The organism is Lutibacter sp., assembly GCF_041596795.1.
Classification (GTDB): Bacteria; Bacteroidota; Bacteroidia; order Flavobacteriales; family Flavobacteriaceae; genus Lutibacter.
In genome coordinates this window covers 1-18,044 of sequence record NZ_JBFHHX010000065.1, presented here as the reverse complement: position 1 = coordinate 18,044, position 18,044 = coordinate 1, and the positions used below count along the sequence as shown (strand labels likewise).

General features: G+C 28.7%; 20 protein-coding genes. 13 read left to right on the top strand and 7 right to left on the bottom strand.

The annotated features are described in order from the left end of the window. The 5 genes from thyA to ABY298_RS09150 all read left to right on the top strand — a co-directional run. A partial coding sequence (gene thyA, locus ABY298_RS09170) for a thymidylate synthase (protein WP_372745747.1) occupies positions 1-484 on the top strand: 484 nt, incomplete at its 5' end. A gap of 85 nt (positions 485-569) precedes the next feature. Beyond that, positions 570-782 carry a hypothetical protein gene (locus ABY298_RS09165; RefSeq protein ID WP_372745746.1) on the top strand — a complete coding sequence of 71 codons (213 nt, stop codon included), beginning with the start codon at positions 570-572 and terminating at the stop codon, positions 780-782. Between the two features lie 4 nt (positions 783-786). Beyond that, positions 787-1,560: a hypothetical protein gene (locus ABY298_RS09160; protein ID WP_372745745.1), complete on the top strand. Its 774-nt coding sequence runs from the start codon at positions 787-789 to the stop codon at positions 1,558-1,560. Between the two features lie 25 nt (positions 1,561-1,585). After that, complete coding sequence (locus ABY298_RS09155) at positions 1,586-1,993, top strand: 2TM domain-containing protein (RefSeq protein ID WP_372745744.1); 408 nt, start codon at positions 1,586-1,588, stop codon at positions 1,991-1,993. Beyond that, complete coding sequence (locus tag ABY298_RS09150) at positions 1,990-2,472, top strand: dihydrofolate reductase (protein WP_372745743.1); 483 nt, start codon at positions 1,990-1,992, stop codon at positions 2,470-2,472. The genes ABY298_RS09155 and ABY298_RS09150 overlap by 4 nt, the downstream gene beginning before the upstream one ends. A gap of 175 nt (positions 2,473-2,647) precedes the next feature. Here the strand turns inward: ABY298_RS09150 and ABY298_RS09145 are convergent, their stop codons facing one another. Further along, positions 2,648-3,241: a hypothetical protein gene (locus tag ABY298_RS09145; RefSeq protein WP_372745742.1), complete on the bottom strand. Its 594-nt coding sequence runs from the start codon at positions 3,239-3,241 to the stop codon at positions 2,648-2,650. Positions 3,242-3,440: 199 nt separating this feature from the next. On the opposite strand from ABY298_RS09145, the gene ABY298_RS09140 reads away from it, so the two are divergent. Then, positions 3,441-4,319 carry an AraC family transcriptional regulator gene (locus tag ABY298_RS09140; RefSeq protein ID WP_372745741.1) on the top strand — a complete coding sequence of 293 codons (879 nt, stop codon included), beginning with the start codon at positions 3,441-3,443 and terminating at the stop codon, positions 4,317-4,319. A 298-nt stretch (positions 4,320-4,617) separates the two neighbouring features. On the opposite strand, the gene sppA is transcribed toward ABY298_RS09140, so the two are convergent. After that, entirely contained in the window at positions 4,618-6,372 is a 1,755-nt protein-coding gene (gene sppA / locus ABY298_RS09135) for a signal peptide peptidase SppA (RefSeq protein WP_372745740.1), read from the bottom strand. 103 nt (positions 6,373-6,475) lie between these two features. On the opposite strand from sppA, the gene folK reads away from it, so the two are divergent. Beyond that, on the top strand, positions 6,476-7,603 hold the full coding sequence (gene folK, locus ABY298_RS09130; RefSeq protein WP_372745739.1) for a 2-amino-4-hydroxy-6-hydroxymethyldihydropteridine diphosphokinase: 1,128 nt from the start codon (positions 6,476-6,478) through the stop codon (positions 7,601-7,603). On the opposite strand, the gene gldC is transcribed toward folK, so the two are convergent. Both gldC and gldB read right to left on the bottom strand, forming a co-directional pair. Then, on the bottom strand, positions 7,596-7,937 hold the full coding sequence (gene gldC, locus ABY298_RS09125) for a gliding motility protein GldC (protein ID WP_372745738.1): 342 nt from the start codon (positions 7,935-7,937) through the stop codon (positions 7,596-7,598). The genes folK and gldC overlap by 8 nt on opposite strands. Continuing rightward, positions 7,937-8,896, bottom strand: a complete 960-nt coding sequence (gene gldB / locus ABY298_RS09120; RefSeq protein WP_372745737.1) for a gliding motility lipoprotein GldB — start codon at positions 8,894-8,896, stop codon at positions 7,937-7,939. Before gldB ends, gldC begins: the two co-directional genes overlap by 1 nt. Before the next feature lie 59 nt (positions 8,897-8,955). Between gldB and nadE the strand changes: the two genes are divergently transcribed. Genes nadE through ABY298_RS09105 form a run of 3 tightly spaced genes read left to right on the top strand, consistent with a single transcriptional unit; the run spans position 8,956 to position 10,909 of the window. Then, a complete protein-coding gene (gene nadE, locus ABY298_RS09115) occupies positions 8,956-9,744 on the top strand; it encodes an NAD(+) synthase (protein WP_372745736.1) in 789 nt (262 codons plus the stop codon). Positions 9,745-9,763: 19 nt separating this feature from the next. Then, entirely contained in the window at positions 9,764-10,291 is a 528-nt protein-coding gene (locus ABY298_RS09110) for a redoxin domain-containing protein (RefSeq protein WP_372745735.1), read from the top strand. Between the two features lie 6 nt (positions 10,292-10,297). Then, on the top strand, positions 10,298-10,909 hold the full coding sequence (locus tag ABY298_RS09105; protein ID WP_372745734.1) for a thioredoxin family protein: 612 nt from the start codon (positions 10,298-10,300) through the stop codon (positions 10,907-10,909). A 108-nt stretch (positions 10,910-11,017) separates the two neighbouring features. On the opposite strand, the gene dnaG is transcribed toward ABY298_RS09105, so the two are convergent. The 3 genes from dnaG to clpP all read right to left on the bottom strand — a co-directional run bounded on the left by dnaG (position 11,018) and on the right by clpP (position 15,154). Next, complete coding sequence (gene dnaG, locus ABY298_RS09100) at positions 11,018-12,997, bottom strand: DNA primase (RefSeq protein ID WP_372745733.1); 1,980 nt, start codon at positions 12,995-12,997, stop codon at positions 11,018-11,020. A 215-nt stretch (positions 12,998-13,212) separates the two neighbouring features. Beyond that, positions 13,213-14,454 (bottom strand): ATP-dependent Clp protease ATP-binding subunit ClpX, encoded by a 1,242-nt coding sequence (clpX, locus tag ABY298_RS09095; RefSeq protein WP_372745732.1) that lies wholly within the window; start codon positions 14,452-14,454, stop codon positions 13,213-13,215. A gap of 40 nt (positions 14,455-14,494) precedes the next feature. Then, positions 14,495-15,154: an ATP-dependent Clp endopeptidase proteolytic subunit ClpP gene (gene clpP, locus ABY298_RS09090; protein WP_372745731.1), complete on the bottom strand. Its 660-nt coding sequence runs from the start codon at positions 15,152-15,154 to the stop codon at positions 14,495-14,497. Positions 15,155-15,495: 341 nt separating this feature from the next. Here clpP and ABY298_RS09085 point away from each other — a divergent pair, with 341 nt between their 5' ends. From ABY298_RS09085 to ABY298_RS09075, 3 genes are all read left to right on the top strand, one after another. Further along, positions 15,496-17,097 (top strand): M1 family metallopeptidase, encoded by a 1,602-nt coding sequence (locus tag ABY298_RS09085; protein ID WP_372745730.1) that lies wholly within the window; start codon positions 15,496-15,498, stop codon positions 17,095-17,097. 1 nt (position 17,098) lies between these two features. Further along, the gene (locus ABY298_RS09080; RefSeq protein ID WP_372745729.1) at positions 17,099-17,725 is read left to right on the top strand and encodes a class I SAM-dependent methyltransferase; all 627 of its coding nucleotides are present in this window, start codon (positions 17,099-17,101) and stop codon (positions 17,723-17,725) included. 74 nt (positions 17,726-17,799) lie between these two features. Continuing rightward, the coding region (locus tag ABY298_RS09075) for a DEAD/DEAH box helicase (RefSeq protein ID WP_372745728.1) at positions 17,800-18,044 on the top strand (245 nt) is incomplete at its 3' end.

Here is an 18,044-nt window from a genome sequence, read left to right as displayed (position 1 = left end):
CACCATAAAAACAAATCCAGATAGCAGAAGAATGCTAGTTTCCGCTTGGAACCCAAGTGTTTTACCAGACACTTCAGTTTCATTTTCTGATAATGTTGCTAACGGAAAAGCAGCTTTACCTCCATGTCACGCATTTTTTCAATTTTACGTAACAGATGGTAAACTATCTTGCCAATTATACCAAAGAAGCGCAGATATTTTTTTAGGAGTACCGTTTAATATTGCATCGTACGCATTATTAACAATGATGATGGCTCAGGTATGCGATTTAAAACCAGGCGATTTTATTCACACTTTTGGCGATGCGCATATTTATAGCAACCATAGTGAGCAAATTAAATTGCAACTCTCCAGAGAACCAAGAGAATTACCAACTATGGAAATTAATCCATCGGTAAAAAATATTTTCGATTTTAAATTTGAAGATTTTACGGTAACAAATTACAATCCGCATCCACATATTAAAGGTATTGTTTCAGTTTAATTCTGAATATGAAAAAATTAATACTTCTTTAATAAACTATGTAACAAACATTTAATAACTTTAAAGTTTATAAAGAAAAAGTATTATGAATTCTCTAGAACTTAAAAACAAAATAATTGAAAGAATAATTGAGATTGATGATGTAAACATACTCCAATCAATATATATTCTTTTTAATACATCAGATAAAAATATTGATAAATTTCTAAAATTTGTTTTTGAAAAAACCCAAGATGATCAGTTAAAAGAAACGGAAGATTTTACTGCTTACATTAAGGAATGGGTTAAAAACATGTAACAATATGAAAAATCTACTCACCATTATTTTTGTTTGCTGTACTTATATTGCTTATTCTCAAAACAACATTGAAGAAGATTCTGAAACCGAAAACAACAAACTTAGCTCTTTTGAAGAAGAAGCTAAACCATCAGCAGATAGCGAACTTTCACTATACTTTAAAAAACATTTATCCCAAAAGTTAATTTCAGAAGCTGGTTTAACTTCAAAAAGAAAACGATTAATTCTCACTTTTTCATTTGATGAAAAAGATAGGCTAATTGCAACCACCAATACAAAAAATAAAAGTTTGAATGATGAAATTATAAAAGCTTTTAAAAACTACCCAAGAGAGAAACTTAATTTAGAATATTTTAGCCCTTATACATACTATTCCCTTCAAATTTTACAATTTGAAAATGGTATAAATAATATTAAATGTAATACGGTTTTAATTTCAACTTCTCATCCTGTTTTTATGGAATGTAAAAACTCTAAAAGTAGTGAGGAAGTAAAAAATTGCAATCAAAATTTATTAGCTAATTATATAGCACATAATTTTAATACAAGTATTGCAAAAAAAACGGGAGTTGCCGAAGCTAAAATATATGTAATATTTAAAATAGCACCTACAGGTGCAATTGAAGATGTAAAAGTAAAAGCTCCTAATCCTTCCCTAGAATTAGAAACTATTAAAATTATAAATACATTTCCTTTTAAATTTTACAAACCCGGATATCATCAAGGAGAACCTGCATCTATAAAATATTCACTTCCAATACGGATTATAGCAAAATAATAGCTTAAAAAACAACAACCAAATTATGAACGAACAACACGAATTATACGAAAATGCACGTTACCGCGTAAAACAAAAAAAGCGCTTATTTTTTCATCTTATTGTTTTTCTTGTAGGATCTGTTTTTTTAATTATTTTAAACAAAATATTTAAAGTTGGCGAAAATTATGTTGAAGATTGGTTTGTTTGGGCAATTCTTCTATGGTTTTTCTTATTTATACTACATGTAATAAATGTTTTTATTACTAAAAAATTTATGGATAGAAATTGGGAACGCGCTCAAATAGATAAACTGGTAAAAAAACAAGAATTAAAAATTGCTGAACTTGAGAAACAAGTTGCCAAAGAAAGGAATTTACAACTTGAAGAGGATAAAAAATTAGCAGAATTAAAAAAAAAGGAGAACTCACAAAACAGCCTAAACCAAGAATGATTACAATTATTGCTGCAATAGCAGAAAACAATGCTTTAGGAAAGGACAACCAATTAATTTGGCATTTACCTGCAGATTTAAAACGATTTAAAATGGTTACGTTAAATCATTTTATAATAATGGGACGTAAAACTTTTGAATCTTTAGGAAAACCATTACCTAACAGAACTACCGTTATTATTACAAGAAATAAAGACTTTAAAGCCGATGGTTGCATTATAGTTAACTCTTTACAAGAAGCTTTGGAAGCTGCAAAAAGCGACAACAATCCTTATATTTTAGGTGGTGCAGAAATCTATTCTCAAGCTATAAAAATTGCAGATAAACTAGATATTACATTTGTGCATCAAAAATTTGAAGCCGACGCTTTTTTCCCAGAAATTGATACAACTGTTTGGAAAGAAGTTTCTCGTGAAGATTTAAAAGCTGATGACAAAAACAAGTACAATTATAGTTTTGTTTCTTTTATAAGAAAATAAAATTATAATTATTTATTAGTAAATAACTCGCTATAATGTAAAACTAACACTTTGGTTAGAAATACCTATAATTACAAACCACTACACTTATTTATATAGTATAAAAAAAGAGGTTCTGAAAACAGAACCTCTTTTAAACTAAACTAAACCTAATTGAATTAATATAAATATTTTTTTACTTTTTTATTTTTTTAGATACGCTTCTTCCATCTTCATATTCGGCAGCAATTGTATAATTTCCTTCTGGCAATTGAGAAATATCAAAAATCTTTCCAGCCATAAGTTCTTTTCCTAATTTATCCTGTACCAATACGTTATCATTTTCATCATAAAATGAGATTTTAAAACTTTCCATATTTGGTGAAAATTTAGAAACATAAATTAAATTATTTTCTACTCTAATAATTGGCTTGTGAACAACCGTTTTCATTTCATCTAAAACATTCACTTTACCAAAAGAAACTTCAAAAGGCAATACTTTAATTTTTGTTTGACCAGCTATTTCAACTGAATAAACACCATCAGGTAACAACCTTAAATCAAACTTTTTAGATAATTTTGATGCATTAATCACTTCTGAATACAATAAAATTCCTTTTGCATCTTTAATAAATATTTCTGTTGCACCATCACTACTACTTAGTTGAAGGTTTAAAGATTTTGAGCTTCCTGAAAACAAATGAACATTATCAAAAACAACATTTGCCGTTACTACATTAGCTATTAAAAATAAAAATAGCACTATACTTTTGTTAAATAGATTTTTCATAATAAATAATTTTTTATAATTAGTATACCGCAAATGTATGTTGAATGGTAGTTACTAAAAACTACAAATTTTTCGTCTTTATGTTCTTTTTTAACATTAAAAGTTGTTACGAAAACGTTTTAGGTTAATTTATTGCATTTTTTAGTGAATTTTATATATATTGATTCAACACAAATTACTAATTTTACCAAAAAAAAATATGAATACAACAAAACCAACGTTTAGAAAAATAAATCCATCATTTGGAAGTTCTCTTAATGTTAGGGAACATAACGAAAAAATAGAAGTAAATCTTCCTTTTTGGCATTTTCATCCAGAACTTGAACTAGTTTATGTAAATAAAGGAAAAGGAAAAAGACATATTGGAAGCCATCTTTCTTATTTTAACAACAGCCAGTTAATTTTAATAGGTGCAAATTTACCTCATAGTGGCTTTACAGATCGTTTTTCAACAAATGGAACAGAAATTATTGTTCAATTTAAAGAAGACTTTTTAGGAGAAGGATTTTTAGACATACCAGAAATGCACCAAATAAAATCTTTATTTGCACGTGCAAAAAAAGGTGTTATATATAATGTAGAAGCTAAAAAATTAATTGGCCCAAAAATTGAAGCCTTACTTCAAACTGAAGGACTTGATAGAATTATTAAATTTTTAGACATATTAAATGATATGGCTGCTACAAATAATTACTCTTTATTAAATGTAGATGGATTTGCATTTGAAGTAGAACCGCAAGACAACAAAAAAATTGATATTGTATTTGGTCATGTAAGTAAAAACTTTAAAAAATCTATCCCTTTAGATGAAATTGCTGAAAAAGTAAGCATGACAGTTCCTGCATTTTGTAGATACTTTAAAAAAGTAACAGGTAAAACATTTACGCAGTTTGTAAACGAGTTTAGAATTGTACACGCTACAAAGTTATTGGCAGAAAACCCAACCAATATTACTGATATTTGCTTTGAAAGCGGATTTAACAACTTTTCGCATTTTAATAAACTATTTAAAAAGTTTACCGGAAAAAGTCCATTAAAATATAGAAATGAAATGAAACAATTAGTGGAACAAAAGTAGTGTTCCACTTTTTAAAATATTTCAGAAACGTATAAAAAATAAAATGAGGCCTTATGAGAGCCTCATTTTAACGTTAACCAAATATATAATAGTAATAATTATGTATACGTTTTTCTAAACCTTAATTATTATACTACAAATATACGGTGCATTTACTGTTTAAAATACATCAAATTTTTCCATTTTCTGTTTTATTTTATCATTTAGCACATCTACGAAAACGTTTTAGGTTAATTTAATATATAATTAGTGTTATTTTAAAACAATCATCTTTAAAAATATTTCTTGTTTTCTAACATTATTGAATCTCCATTATATACGGAAGTCTAGCTTGTATACCTTTTAAATTAGAAAAACTTTTAACTTTTTTATAAATTTTATAATTCTCCTCTCCTAATTCTTCAATAAATATCTTTTCTTTTGTTTTCATAAAAGGTAAACCATCTATTCTATCTTCAAAATCAACTTTATAATCTGGGTAATTTCTTACTTTATAATCGGTTACTTTTGCTAAATCCGCAGCTATTACAATAGCATCTTCTAAATTCCCCAATTCATCTACCAATCCATTTTTCTTAGCTTCCACACCACTCCAAACTCTTCCTTGTGCAATACTATCAACAGCAGCAAAACTAATATTTCTACCAATAGAAACTCTATCTAAAAATGTATTATAAACTTGTTCTACTCCTTCTGTAGTAACCATTCTAAAATCATCTGTCATAGGTTCAAAAACACTATAACTTGCACTTTTATTAGTACTAACCTGTTCTGCATTTATACCAATTCTACCGGCCAGTTTACTAATGTTTGGAATTACACCAAAAACACCAATAGATCCAGTAATAGTTGTTGGTTCTGCAATAATTTTATTAGCATTACAAGCTAAGTAATAACCACCAGACGCGGCAACATCGCCCATAGATACAACAATTGGTAAGCTTTTTTTAGTTAGTTCAATTTCTCTCCAAATTAATTCAGATGCTAATGCGCTTCCTCCAGGAGAATTAATACGTAGAACAATTGCTTTTACATCTTTCGATTTTCTAGCGGATTTTAACGCATTAATAATTAAATCTTGACCAATATAATTTTCATCTCCTTTTCCGTAAATAATTTCTCCTTGTGCATAAATAACTGCAATTTTATTGGTTGCTGAAGAAGTTATTCTTCCTTTTCCAGATGAAATATAATCTTCTATTGTAATGGTATTTAAATCTTTATCGGCACTAACTCCAACGGCTTGTTTTAATTTATTTTCATACTCATCAAAATAAATAGTGCCATCTACTAAATTATTTTGCAATGCCAAATCAGCATTTCTGCCTAATAAATTATCAGCGATATTGTTTAATTCATCAACAATAATATTTCTGCTAATTGATACATCTTCTAAAATTTCTTTCCAAATGGCATTTAAAAAAGATGAAATTTGTTCTCTATTAGCATCACTCATTTCATTATACAAAAACGGTTCTACCGCACTTTTATATTTACCATGGCGAATTACTTCCATAGTTACACCAGATTTATCTTCTAAATCTTTATAAAACAACACTTCTGATGATAACCCTTTAAAATCTACCGATCCAACTGGGTTTAAAAATATAGAATCGGCTACAGAACTTAAATAATAAGCTTTTTGATCGTACACATCGGCATATGCATTTACAAATTTTCCAGATCCTTTAAACTCCTGCAGTTTGTTTCTAATAGCTTGGGTTTGAGCAATACCCGCATTCACTCCTAATGTATGAATACTTATTCCTTTAATATTAGGATCGTTTTTTGCATTTTCTATGGCGTTAATTATATCATTCAATCCAATTTTATCATCATTAAAACCAAATAATTCATCAAATGGATTCTCGCTTTTTGGCGCATAATCTTTTACTTCATCATCTAATTTTATTTCTAAAACTGAATTAGCTTTAACTTCTATTTTATCTGTTTCACCAAAAGCTGAGGCTACTAAAACAATAAGCACTAAAATAATTCCAAGCGCAATTAAGGTTCCAAAAATAGATGCAATTAAATTTCTTAAAAAATTCATAGTAAATTAATTTTAATGTGTTAAAAAAATACACAAATGTTTATAAATTCAGTGACAAAGATATATTTTTAAATAATACTTTTCTTTTCTTTGTACCCACTTTATGCAAATACTTAGAACAACATATCTATCTCTTGGAAGTAACCTTGGCAACAAAGCAGAAAATTTACAATTTGCTATAGATTTAATTGCTGAAAAAATTGGAAATGTAACTAAAATTTCTTCAGTTTATAAAACTGCCGCTTGGGGTTTTAACAGTGATGATTTTTTTAATATTTGCCTGCAAGTTGCAACTGGTTTAAATCCTGAGAACTTGCTAGTTACCATTCAAGAAATTGAATTAAAATTAGGTAGAAACAGAAAAACGGAAGCTGGTTACCAAGCAAGAACCATAGATATTGATGTTTTACTTTTTGATAATGAAATTATAATTTCTGAAGAACTAATGGTTCCTCATAAAGAAATGTTGAAAAGAAAGTTTGTAATGGTTCCTTTGGCTGAAATTGCCCCAAATTTTATTCATCCAATTGAAAAACAACGCATTATAGTTTGTTTACAAAACTGTACAGACACAAGTGCTATTGAACAAGTTGATGTAAAACTTAAAAGACCAATTTGTTTATCAGAAAAATACAATTACATTGCTATTGAAGGAAATATTGGTGCAGGAAAAACTACACTAGCTAATAAAATTGCGGAAGATTTTAACGCTAAAATTATATTAGAACGCTTTGCCGACAATCCGTTTTTACCAAAGTTTTATGAAGATAATGAACGTTATGCTTTTCCATTAGAAATGAGTTTTTTAGCGGACAGATATCAACAATTATCTGATGATTTGGCGCAATTTGATTTATTTAAAAACTTTATTGTTTCTGATTATTATATTTTTAAATCGCTAATTTTTGCGCAAGTAACCTTACAAAAAGAGGAGTATTTTTTATACAGAAAAATGTTTGACATTATGTATAAAGAAATTTCTAAACCAGATTTATATATTTATTTGTACCAAAACACGCCTCGTTTATTAGATAATATTAAAAAAAGAGGTCGTGAATACGAACAAAATATAGCGCCAGAATATTTAGATAAAATTCATAAAGGGTATGCTACTTTTATAAATACTGAAGAAAATTTAAATACCTTAATTATTGATGTTTCTGATAAAGATTTTCTATCTAATCCAACTGATTACAAAGATATTATAGAATTAATTAAAACTGCTAATTAGTTTTTTTCAGCTCTAACTTTTCCGCAAAATAATCACAAAAATCGCGCATTGTAGCGCTCATTTTAGTATCATTTGTGGCTGTTTCAAAAGTATCTGCCATGGTAACTAACGTTTGATGAAAGAACTGTTTCATTTCATCAACAGGCATCTCTTTTGTCCATAAATCCATACGTAAAGTTTCTTTGGCTTTAGCATCCCAAACAGCTATAATTAAAGCTTTAGCTTCTTCATTATTTATAGCACCATCGTTTGCTGACCAATGTAATTTTTCAGGAACTTTATTTTCATCTAATCCAACAGTAAATTCAATTTTTGAAGTGTTTTTAACAGCCATTATTTCTTTGGTTTGTATTTAGATTTTTTAAATATTTCATCTGCATTAGTTTGCAAAAGTTGATGCAAAGTTACATTATTATTATTCATATAAGATCGAACAATTTGCCAACCAAGCCAAGCACCTACTTTTCCTGGAGATTCCTTATCAATGTCTATAAAAAATTTAGAAAAAGGCGCATTGGCAATAAATCTGGAATACAACTCAATATCTGTACTATACAACAATTGATTTTCAATAAAATATTTCCACATTTGAGCTTCATTTTCCACTACCCAAGCTAATTCATCATTGGTATATCCAATTTTATCAGCATCACTAATTGTAGGCATGTAACTATCTAACATATATAATTTTTTACCTTCATAAATAATCTGATCTATAAATTGTCTATTTCTATTTGCAGTTATAAAACGATCAACTATTGCATTTGCTATATCAACAACAATTTGAGATTTTTCGTAATTTTTAGATAAATACTCTGGAAAATCCCTGTATACCATATCTTTTTTTCCCAAATACATATCTAAAGAAACAAATAATAAGCTATCTGCATATATTATTTTGTTTTCATAATCTAAATTATTAATTAATGTAATTACATTTGGCGCTTTAAAAGTTGGATGATAATAAGAAATATGTTTAAATAAATCTTCTATTTGAGTCTCTTCTTTATTAAAATTTTTAAAAATTACTTCAGCCTTTTTAAACAGTTCTCGTTCTTCAGGATCGTTAATTTTTTGAAGCCAAATACTATCTGGGCTTTCAAAAGGAAACAAATACGGATATTTATTTTTTAATTCTCCTATATTAGTCTCATTAGCTGCGTAAAATTCCTGATCAAACCTATTTATTTTAAAATCTAAAACAATATTAGATACATCAACAACGTTTTTTTCCTTATTATTACAAGAAACAACCGCTAATATTAAAAATATTATACCAAAAATTTTATTCATTAATTTATATATTTACAATTCTAAAATTTAAAACGCTAAAATTACAAAAAAGTTTAATTATGAATACAGAAAAAGTAGTAGAGCATATTGTTACTTGGTTAAAAGATTATGCAACAAAAGCAAATGTTAACGGATTTGTTGTAGGAATATCTGGAGGTATAGATTCTGCAGTAACATCTACACTTTGCGCAAAAACAGGATTTCCTGTGTTATGCGTAGAAATGCCAATTCACCAAGCCGAAAATCAAGTATCAAGAGGAAGAGAACATATTACTAATTTAAAAAACACTTTTAAAAATGTAAATTCTACCGAAGTAAATTTAACAGCTACTTTTGATAATTTTAAAAACGCTGTTCCGGTTGTAGAAAATGAAGCAACCGTTGCTATGAGCTTAGCAAATACACGTGCTCGATTACGAATGTCAACCTTATATTATTTAGCCGGTTTACACGGATTTTTAGTTGCTGGAACAGGAAATAAAGTTGAAGATTTTGGTGTTGGTTTTTACACTAAATATGGTGATGGTGGTGTAGATTTAAGTCCTATTGCCGATTTAATGAAATCTGAAGTATACAAAATTGCAGCTTATTTAAATGTTCCAAATTCTATACAAGTAGCCCAACCAACTGATGGTTTATTTGGAGACAGCAGAACCGACGAAGATCAAATTGGAGCAAGCTATGATGAATTGGAATGGGCAATGAACCAAGCCGATAAAGGAAAAAAAGCAACTGATTTTAGTGGTAGAGAAAAAACTGTTTTTGAAATTTACGCACAAAGAAACCGAGCTAATAAGCATAAAATGGACCCAATTCCTGTATGTATTATTCCTTCTAGTTTAAAATAACACAAATTCAATAAAATTAATGAAACATCTTGTAATTTTTATACTTACTATTATTTTAATATCTTGTAAATCAGAGGTTAAGCAAAATGCTAACCAAAATACTGAAGAAAAATTAGATACAATTTCTCAAGTAGTATCCGTTAAATATGATGGTTTAGAAAAATATTTAAACAAAACCGACGATAAAACATATGTAATAAATTTTTGGGCAACATGGTGCAAACCTTGTGTTGAAGAATTACCTGCTTTTGAAAAACTTTATGCAACCTATAAAAATAATAATGTGGAAGTTATTTTAGTTAGTTTAGATTTTCCTAATCAAATAAACAACCGAGTAATTCCGTTTATAAATAAAAACAACATAAAATCTGAAGTGATATTAATGGCAGATCCAGATCAAAATACCTGGATTCCAAAAGTAGACGAAAATTGGTCTGGAGCAATTCCTGCCACCTTAATTTACAATAAAAACACTCGAAAATTTTACGAACAATCTTTTACTTTTGAAACATTAGAAAAAGAACTACTAACAATTATTAAAAACTAAAAAATCATGAAAACATTTAAAACAATTTTGGCAATTGCAGTTATAGTTATAGCATCTGCTTTTACACTTAAATCAACATCTGAAGGTTATAAAATTGGAGATACCGCTACCGATTTTAAACTAAAAAATATTGATAACAAATTAGTTTCATTAGCAAATTACCCAAAAGCGAAAGGTTTTGTTGTAATTTTTACCTGTAACCATTGCCCATATTCTATTGCGTATGAAGATAGAATTATAGCTTTAGACAAAAAATACAAAGCTTTAGGATATCCAGTAATTGCAATCAACCCAAATAATCCTGAAATTTCAAAAGGTGATGATTTTGTTTCTATGCAAAAAAGAGCCAAAGAAAAAGGATTTACATTCCCTTATTTATTTGATGAAGGTCAGAAAATTTTTCCACAATACGGAGCAACAAGAACACCGCATGTTTTTATTTTAAATAAAGAAAATAAGGCTTTAAAAGTTGCCTATATTGGAGCTATTGATAATAATTTTAGCGATGCAAAAGCGGCAAATGAAAAATACGTAGAAAATGCTTTAGATGAATTATTAGCTGGTAAAAAGGTTACATTAAATTCAACAAAAGCAATTGGTTGCTCTATTAAAAAATAATTAGTTAAAACTACTACAAACGCTAGCGCTAGTATATTTGCTTGCGCTAGCTATTTTTTTGTTTGTTTGTTTGTAAAAAATCTCTTTACATTCAACCAAAAAAATGTGTTACACAACTCTGTTTAACCTTTCAAATAATAGCTTTTTTAAGCTGGAATAGTTTACAATAGTTTCAAGAATTTGTTCTCTTTCCTTAACATCATATTCATGATTTATTAATGATGCTATTTTTTGTTCTATTAATACACGACGTAAATTATAAATAGCATCTAAAACCATTTTTGATAAATCTTCATCTTTAGATTTTGTAAATATATTTTTTCGTTCCCAATTACTTAAAACATATTTTTCATCATCCATTAAAATATTGGTAACCAAAGAAGCAATTTCTGAATTAGAATTATTTACTAAAGTATCAACAGATATAGATTCATTTTGATTTAATTGCGCTATTACCTCGTAATATACATTCCTAAAAACTTCATCTGTAAATTCAATTTCATCATCTTGTAAATTCAAATAAATTTCTTTTGAAACAACGTTGGTAATATGAACCTTTTTTAATTTTTTAGGCTTATTAGCTTCAATAGTTTCAGGCTCTTCAAAATCTACAAAATCAACTTCCTTATTACCATACAACAACAATATTTTTATAATTTCTCGTTCGTATTTATTAAGTTCATCAATTTTTTCAAACTGAGGAGTTTTAGTTAAAACAGGCTCTAAAGGCTTTTCGTAATCAGGTTTCCCAGAAGCCTCTCTTTGCTCCTTTTTACTTAATTGTGCCAACTCACTAAACAAAACCGTTTCTGAAATATCCATAATTCTAGAACATTCCTGAATATAAACTTCACGCTGAATTCTATCTGGAATTTTTGAAATACTTACTACAATATCACGTATTAATCCAGCTTTTTTTACCGGATCATTTTGAGCATCTTTCATTAACAAAGACACTTTAAAATTGATAAAATCTTGAGAATTATTTTGTAAATATTCCTTTAACTCTTCGGTTGTAACTTTTTTAGAAAAACTATCTGGATCATCGCCATCAGGGAAAGAAAGTACACGCACATTCATTCCTTGCTCCAAAATTAAATCGATACCACGAATAGAAGCTCTAATTCCGGCTGCATCACCATCAAAAAGAATTGTAATATTTTTTGTTAACCTGTTTATAAGTCTAATTTGATTTTCGGTTAACGCAGTTCCTGAAGATGCTACTACATTTTCAACACCTTTTTGATGAAACGAAATTACATCGGTATACCCTTCTACCAAATAACAATTATCTTCTTTAGCAATACTTTGTTTTGCAAAATGAATACCATATAAAATATTTCCTTTGTGGTAAATATCACTATCGGGTGAGTTTAAATACTTAGCCGCTTTTTTATCGTTGGTTAAAATTCGCCCACCAAAACCAAGCACTCGCCCACTCATACTATGAATTGGAAACAACACTCTGCCTTTAAATCTATCAAATTGTTTGGTGCCGTTTGGCGCTAACAAATCTTGTTTTACAATAGTTAAACCAGTAGATTCTAAATATTTTAAATTATAACCTTTATTTAATGCTTCCGTAGAAAAGGCTTCCCATTCATTTAAAGCATAACCTAATTGAAACTTTTTAATAGTTTCTTCGGTAAATCCACGCTCTTTAAAATAACTTAACCCAATTGCTTTTCCTTCGTTGTCTTCTAATAAAATTCTATGAAAATAATCGCGCGCAAATTCAGAAACCAAAAACATACTTTCACGCTCATCAGCTTGTTGTTTTTGTTCATCGGTTTGTTCCGTTTCTTCTAATTCTATATTGTATTTTTTTGCTAAATACCGAAGTGCTTCCGGATACGAATAATGTTCGTGTTCCATTAAAAATGAAACCGAATTTCCTCCTTTGCCAGTACTAAAATCTTTCCAAATTTGTTTAACAGGTGATACCATAAATGATGGTGAACGTTCTTCAGAAAAAGGACTTAATCCTTTAAAATTACTTCCTGCTTTTTTTAATTGCACAAATTCACCAATAACCTCCTCTACGCGAGCGGCTTCAAAAATTCTATCTATAGTATCTCTGGAAATCAATTTTAATGAATATTTTTAAGTGTTCTAAATTACAAATTTTAGATAAAAAAATTGAGACTGTTTGAAAACAAATGAAAATGTCATTCTGATGTATTTTAGATTCTCATTATAATAGATTATTAATCTTTTTGAGAACCTGAAACAAGTTCAGGTTGACGTAAACTTCAATTTTCAAACAGCCTCAATAAATTTTAAATATTAGCTATTATTAAATATTAAGAAACTGCTTTTAACTTTTTAATAGTAGATTTATTTATTTTATTTTCGGCATACTTTTTATCAACTAATAAAGTGCTTTCGTCTGATCCTGGCAAATCAAACATAGCATCTGTTAAAATAGCTTCACATAAAGAACGTAACCCTCTGGCTCCTAGCTTGTATTCTACAGCTTTATCAACAATATACATTAAAGCCTTTTCATTTATAGAAAACTCAATTCCATCCATTTTAAACAACTTTTGATATTGTTTAATAATAGAATTTTTAGGTTCAGTTAAAATAGCTCTTAACGTGTCTGCATCTAACGGATCCATATGTGTTAAAACTGGTAAACGACCAATAATTTCAGGTATTAAACCAAATGTTTTTAAATCACTTGGAATAATATATTTTAGTAAATTACTTTCGTCTACTTTATCCACTTTTATAGAAGCGCTATACCCAACTGCTTGTCGGTTTAAACGTTTACCTATTACTTTATCAATACCTGAAAAAGCTCCACCGGCAATAAATAAAATATTTTTAGTGTTTACTTCAATAAATTTTTGATCTGGATGTTTTCTACCTCCTTTTGGCGGTACATTTACTACAGAACCTTCAAGTAATTTTAATAATGCTTGCTGCACTCCTTCACCAGAAACATCTCTGGTTATAGATGGATTGTCTCCTTTACGGGCAATTTTATCAATTTCATCTATAAAAACTATTCCTTTTTCTGCTTTGGCCACATCATAATCAGCTGCTTGTAACAAACGTGTTAAAATAGTTTCAACATCTTCACCAACATACCCAGCTTCTGTTAAAACTGTAGCATCTACAATACAAAACGGAACATTTAACATACGTGCAATAGTGCGTGCAATTAATGTTTTTCCTGTTCCAGTTTCACCAACAATAATAATATTACTTTTTTCAATATCAATATCATCTTCATCTTTTGAAGTTGGTTGAAGTAAACGTTTGTAATGATTGTAAACTGCAACTGACATTACTTTTTTTCCCTCATCCTGACCAATCATATATTGATCTATAAATTCTTTTATTTCACGAGGTTTTTTTAGAATTAATTCTGAAGAAAGGCTTGAAGTTTTATGTTCAGCTATTTCCTCCATAACAATTCCATGTGCTTGTTCAATACATCTATCACAAATATGTGCATCTAAACCTGCAATTAGCAAATCTGTTTCTGGCTTTTTTCTACCGCAAAATGAGCATTCTAACACATCGTCCTTTGCCATTAATTTTATATTTTAGTTAAAGTTTTGTGGTTTTTGAGAATTATTTTCTCATTAAAATTTCATCAATCATTCCATAGGCTTTTGCTTCTTCAGCTTTCATCCAATAATCTCTATCTGAATCTGCATGAACTTTCTCCATTGTTTGCCCAGAATGATTTGATATTATTTGATACAATTCATCTTTCAATTTCATAATTTCACGTGCTGTAATTTCAATATCACTAGCTTGGCCTTGCGCACCACCTAATGGTTGATGAATCATAATTCTTGAATGTGGTAACGCAGAACGTTTTCCTTTTTCACCCGCACACATTAAAACTGCACCCATAGATGCTGCCATACCTGTACAAATTGTTGCAACCTCTGGTTTAATAAATTGCATAGTATCGTAAATTCCTAAACCAGCATATACACCACCTCCTGGTGAATTAATATAAATTGATATATCTTTAGAATTATCTACACTTTCTAAAAATAATAATTGCGCTTGAATAATATTTGCTACATAATCGTCAATGGCAGTACCTAAAAATATGATTCTATCCATCATTAAACGAGAAAAAACATCCATTTGAGCAACGTTTAACTGACGCTCTTCTATAATATATGGTGTTACACTGCTTACCAATTTATCGTAATGCATACTACTGATTCCTTGATGCTTAGTTGCAAATTTCTTAAATTCTTTTCCGTAATCCATTTTTCAGGGTTTTAAATATTTAGTCGGTAAAGATAAGAAGTATTTATTTATTTTAATCTCTATTTATAAATTGAATATGTAACAATACTCATTTTATGTTATTTACAACATTATTTTATGGTTTTTATTATGCGCGCATACTATTTTTAACTATCTTTAATATGGTTTTTAATAAAAAATGATACATCGGTTTTGAAATTAAAAAAAATAGTAAACCTTTATAATAGAGGCTAGTGTTTGCGATTAGTTAAAAAAGCTTGGGAATAATTATTTCCAAGCTTTTTTTATGCTACAAATTAGATGTTTTAGGTATATTTGAAATTTAACAACAGTTCTATTTTATGAAAAACATCTTATTTTTAATCACTTCTATAATTTTTGGAATCACAACTACTTGCTTTTCACAAAACAACAACAAAAATTTAGACCTAATTGATGTTCAAAACTACAACCTTTCTATTGAAGTAAACGATACAACAAACAGTATTGAAGCAACTATGGAAGTTCAATTAAAATTTAAAAAAAACACCACTAAATTTTCTTTTGATTTTGTTGAAAAAGACACAATAACTGGCAAAGGGATGGTAATTAGCGAATTGCTTCAAAACAAAGAAAAGATAAACTTTAAACACCTTAACAATGAATTAATTATTTATCCAGACACTGTTTATGCCGATAGTATTTTTAAATACACAATTAAGTACAGCGGTATTCCAAAAGATGGATTAATAATAAGTAGCAATTTATACGGAGATCGTACTTTTTTTGGCGATAATTGGCCAAACAGAGCTCAAAATTGGTTTCCTTGTGTAGATCATCCATCGGATAAAGCAACTATTGAATATACAATAAAAGCACCTAATTATTATCAAGTAATTGCAAACGGATTAGAAGTAGAAGAAACCAATTTAACCAACAATTTAAAACTGTACAAATACAAATCTTACGTTCCATTACCAACAAAGGTTATGGTAATTGGTATTGCAAAATTTGCTGTGCAAAATATTGGGGAAACGCACAATATTCCTGTTTCTACTTGGGTGTATCCACAAACAAAAAATGAAGGTTTTTACGATTTCTCTACTGCTAAAGAAATACTTAATTTCTTTATTGAAAATGTAGGTGAATATCCGTTTGAAAAACTAGCAAACGTACAATCAAAAACACGTTTTGGTGGAATGGAAAATGCTGGAAATATTTTTTATTTTGAAAAATCTGTCACCGGAAAACGTGAGCACGAGGATTTAATTGCCCACGAAATTGCTCATCAATGGTTTGGGAATTCTGCAACCGAAGCTAACTGGCCACACATTTGGTTAAGCGAAGGATTTGCAACTTATTTCACTAATTTATACATTCAAAAAGCAAAAGGAGAAGCTGCTTTTCAACAACGTTTATCAAATGAAAAAGAGAAAGTAATAGCTTTTTCCAAAGAACAACAAATTCCAATAATAGATTATGTTTCTACAAATTTAATGAGTCTTTTAAACCCTAACTCCTATCAAAAAGGAAGTTGGTTTTTACGAATGTTACACTTAAAATTAGGTAATGAAAAATTTTGGAAAGGCATTCAATTATACTACAACACCTATAAATTTAAAAATGCAACTACTGATGATTTTAGAAATTGTATGGAAAAAGTTAGCAATAGAAATTTAGAAGACTTTTTTCATGAATGGTTAGGACAAGCAGGACATCCAATTTTAAAAACAAGTTGGATTTATCATCAAAAGAAAGTTCGTTTAATAATTGAACAAAGTCAAGAACATAATTTTAAATTTCCTTTAGATATTCAGTTAATTTATAAAGATGGAACTTCTGAAATTAAAACAATACAAGTAACCAATAAATTTGCACCGCATGGAATTCCAACCAAAGGTGAAGTTATAAACGTAAAACTAGATCCAAATAACCACTTATTATTTGAACAAATAGTAGATTAATATGCATTGTCCGCTCTGTAATTCTAAAACAAAACTATTGTTAAATTACAATAAAAAAGAATATTACCAATGCCCAAATTGTAGTGGTATTAGTATGAATCCCGCACATTTTGTATCAGAATTGGAAGAAATTACAAGATACAAAACACATAATAATGATGTAAATGATATTCGCTACCAAAATTTTGTAAATCCAATAGTTAAAAGTGTTTTATCCGATTTTGACGCTTCCAACACCGGTTTAGATTTTGGTTCTGGAACCGGCCCAGTTATTACAAAATTATTACGTGATAAAGCGTATGAAATGACCACGTACGATCCTTTTTTTGATAATAATTTGTCAGCCTTAAAAACTACTTATAATTTTATTGTTTGTTGCGAAGTTATAGAACATTTTCACAATCCGCTTAAAGAATTTAAACTTCTAAAATCGCTGCTAAAACCATCCGGTAAATTATATTGTATGACAGATTTGTACAAAGAAACTATCAATTTTGAAAAATGGTACTATAAAAACGATGATACACACGTATTTTTTTATCATACAAATACTTTTGCTTGGATAAAAAAAGAACTTGATTTTAAAAAAGTTACTGTATTTGATAGACTTATTGTTTTTGAAAACTAATTTATTTTCCAAATTGTAGCCAACAATCAGTTTATGTGTGTTTTAAGACTTATATTTGCACAAAACTAGTAATAATGACATTTGCAGACTTAAACTTAAACCGCTTTTTATTAAACGCCTTAGATGATTTAGGCTTAACAACGCCAACACCAATCCAAGAACAAGCTTTTTCTGTAATAATGAGCAGCAGAGATGTTATTGGAATTGCACAAACTGGTACTGGTAAAACTTATGCGTATTTATTGCCAATTTTAAGACAATTAACCTATTCCGATCAAAAATCGCCACGTGTATTAATTGTAGTTCCAACCAGAGAATT

Coding starts and splice junctions, on each gene's coding strand:
- ABY298_RS09165 (WP_372745746.1), top strand. CDS start 570: ATGAATTCTCTAGAACTTAAAAACAAAATAATTGAAAGAATAATTGAG.
- ABY298_RS09160 (WP_372745745.1), top strand. CDS start 787: ATGAAAAATCTACTCACCATTATTTTTGTTTGCTGTACTTATATTGCT.
- ABY298_RS09155 (WP_372745744.1), top strand. CDS start 1,586: ATGAACGAACAACACGAATTATACGAAAATGCACGTTACCGCGTAAAA.
- ABY298_RS09150 (WP_372745743.1), top strand. CDS start 1,990: ATGATTACAATTATTGCTGCAATAGCAGAAAACAATGCTTTAGGAAAG.
- ABY298_RS09145 (WP_372745742.1), bottom strand. CDS start 3,241: ATGAAAAATCTATTTAACAAAAGTATAGTGCTATTTTTATTTTTAATA.
- ABY298_RS09140 (WP_372745741.1), top strand. CDS start 3,441: ATGAATACAACAAAACCAACGTTTAGAAAAATAAATCCATCATTTGGA.
- sppA (WP_372745740.1), bottom strand. CDS start 6,372: ATGAATTTTTTAAGAAATTTAATTGCATCTATTTTTGGAACCTTAATT.
- folK (WP_372745739.1), top strand. CDS start 6,476: ATGCAAATACTTAGAACAACATATCTATCTCTTGGAAGTAACCTTGGC.
- gldC (WP_372745738.1), bottom strand. CDS start 7,937: ATGGCTGTTAAAAACACTTCAAAAATTGAATTTACTGTTGGATTAGAT.
- gldB (WP_372745737.1), bottom strand. CDS start 8,896: ATGAATAAAATTTTTGGTATAATATTTTTAATATTAGCGGTTGTTTCT.
- nadE (WP_372745736.1), top strand. CDS start 8,956: ATGAATACAGAAAAAGTAGTAGAGCATATTGTTACTTGGTTAAAAGAT.
- ABY298_RS09110 (WP_372745735.1), top strand. CDS start 9,764: ATGAAACATCTTGTAATTTTTATACTTACTATTATTTTAATATCTTGT.
- ABY298_RS09105 (WP_372745734.1), top strand. CDS start 10,298: ATGAAAACATTTAAAACAATTTTGGCAATTGCAGTTATAGTTATAGCA.
- clpX (WP_372745732.1), bottom strand. CDS start 14,454: ATGGCAAAGGACGATGTGTTAGAATGCTCATTTTGCGGTAGAAAAAAG.
- clpP (WP_372745731.1), bottom strand. CDS start 15,154: ATGGATTACGGAAAAGAATTTAAGAAATTTGCAACTAAGCATCAAGGA.
- ABY298_RS09085 (WP_372745730.1), top strand. CDS start 15,496: ATGAAAAACATCTTATTTTTAATCACTTCTATAATTTTTGGAATCACA.
- ABY298_RS09080 (WP_372745729.1), top strand. CDS start 17,099: ATGCATTGTCCGCTCTGTAATTCTAAAACAAAACTATTGTTAAATTAC.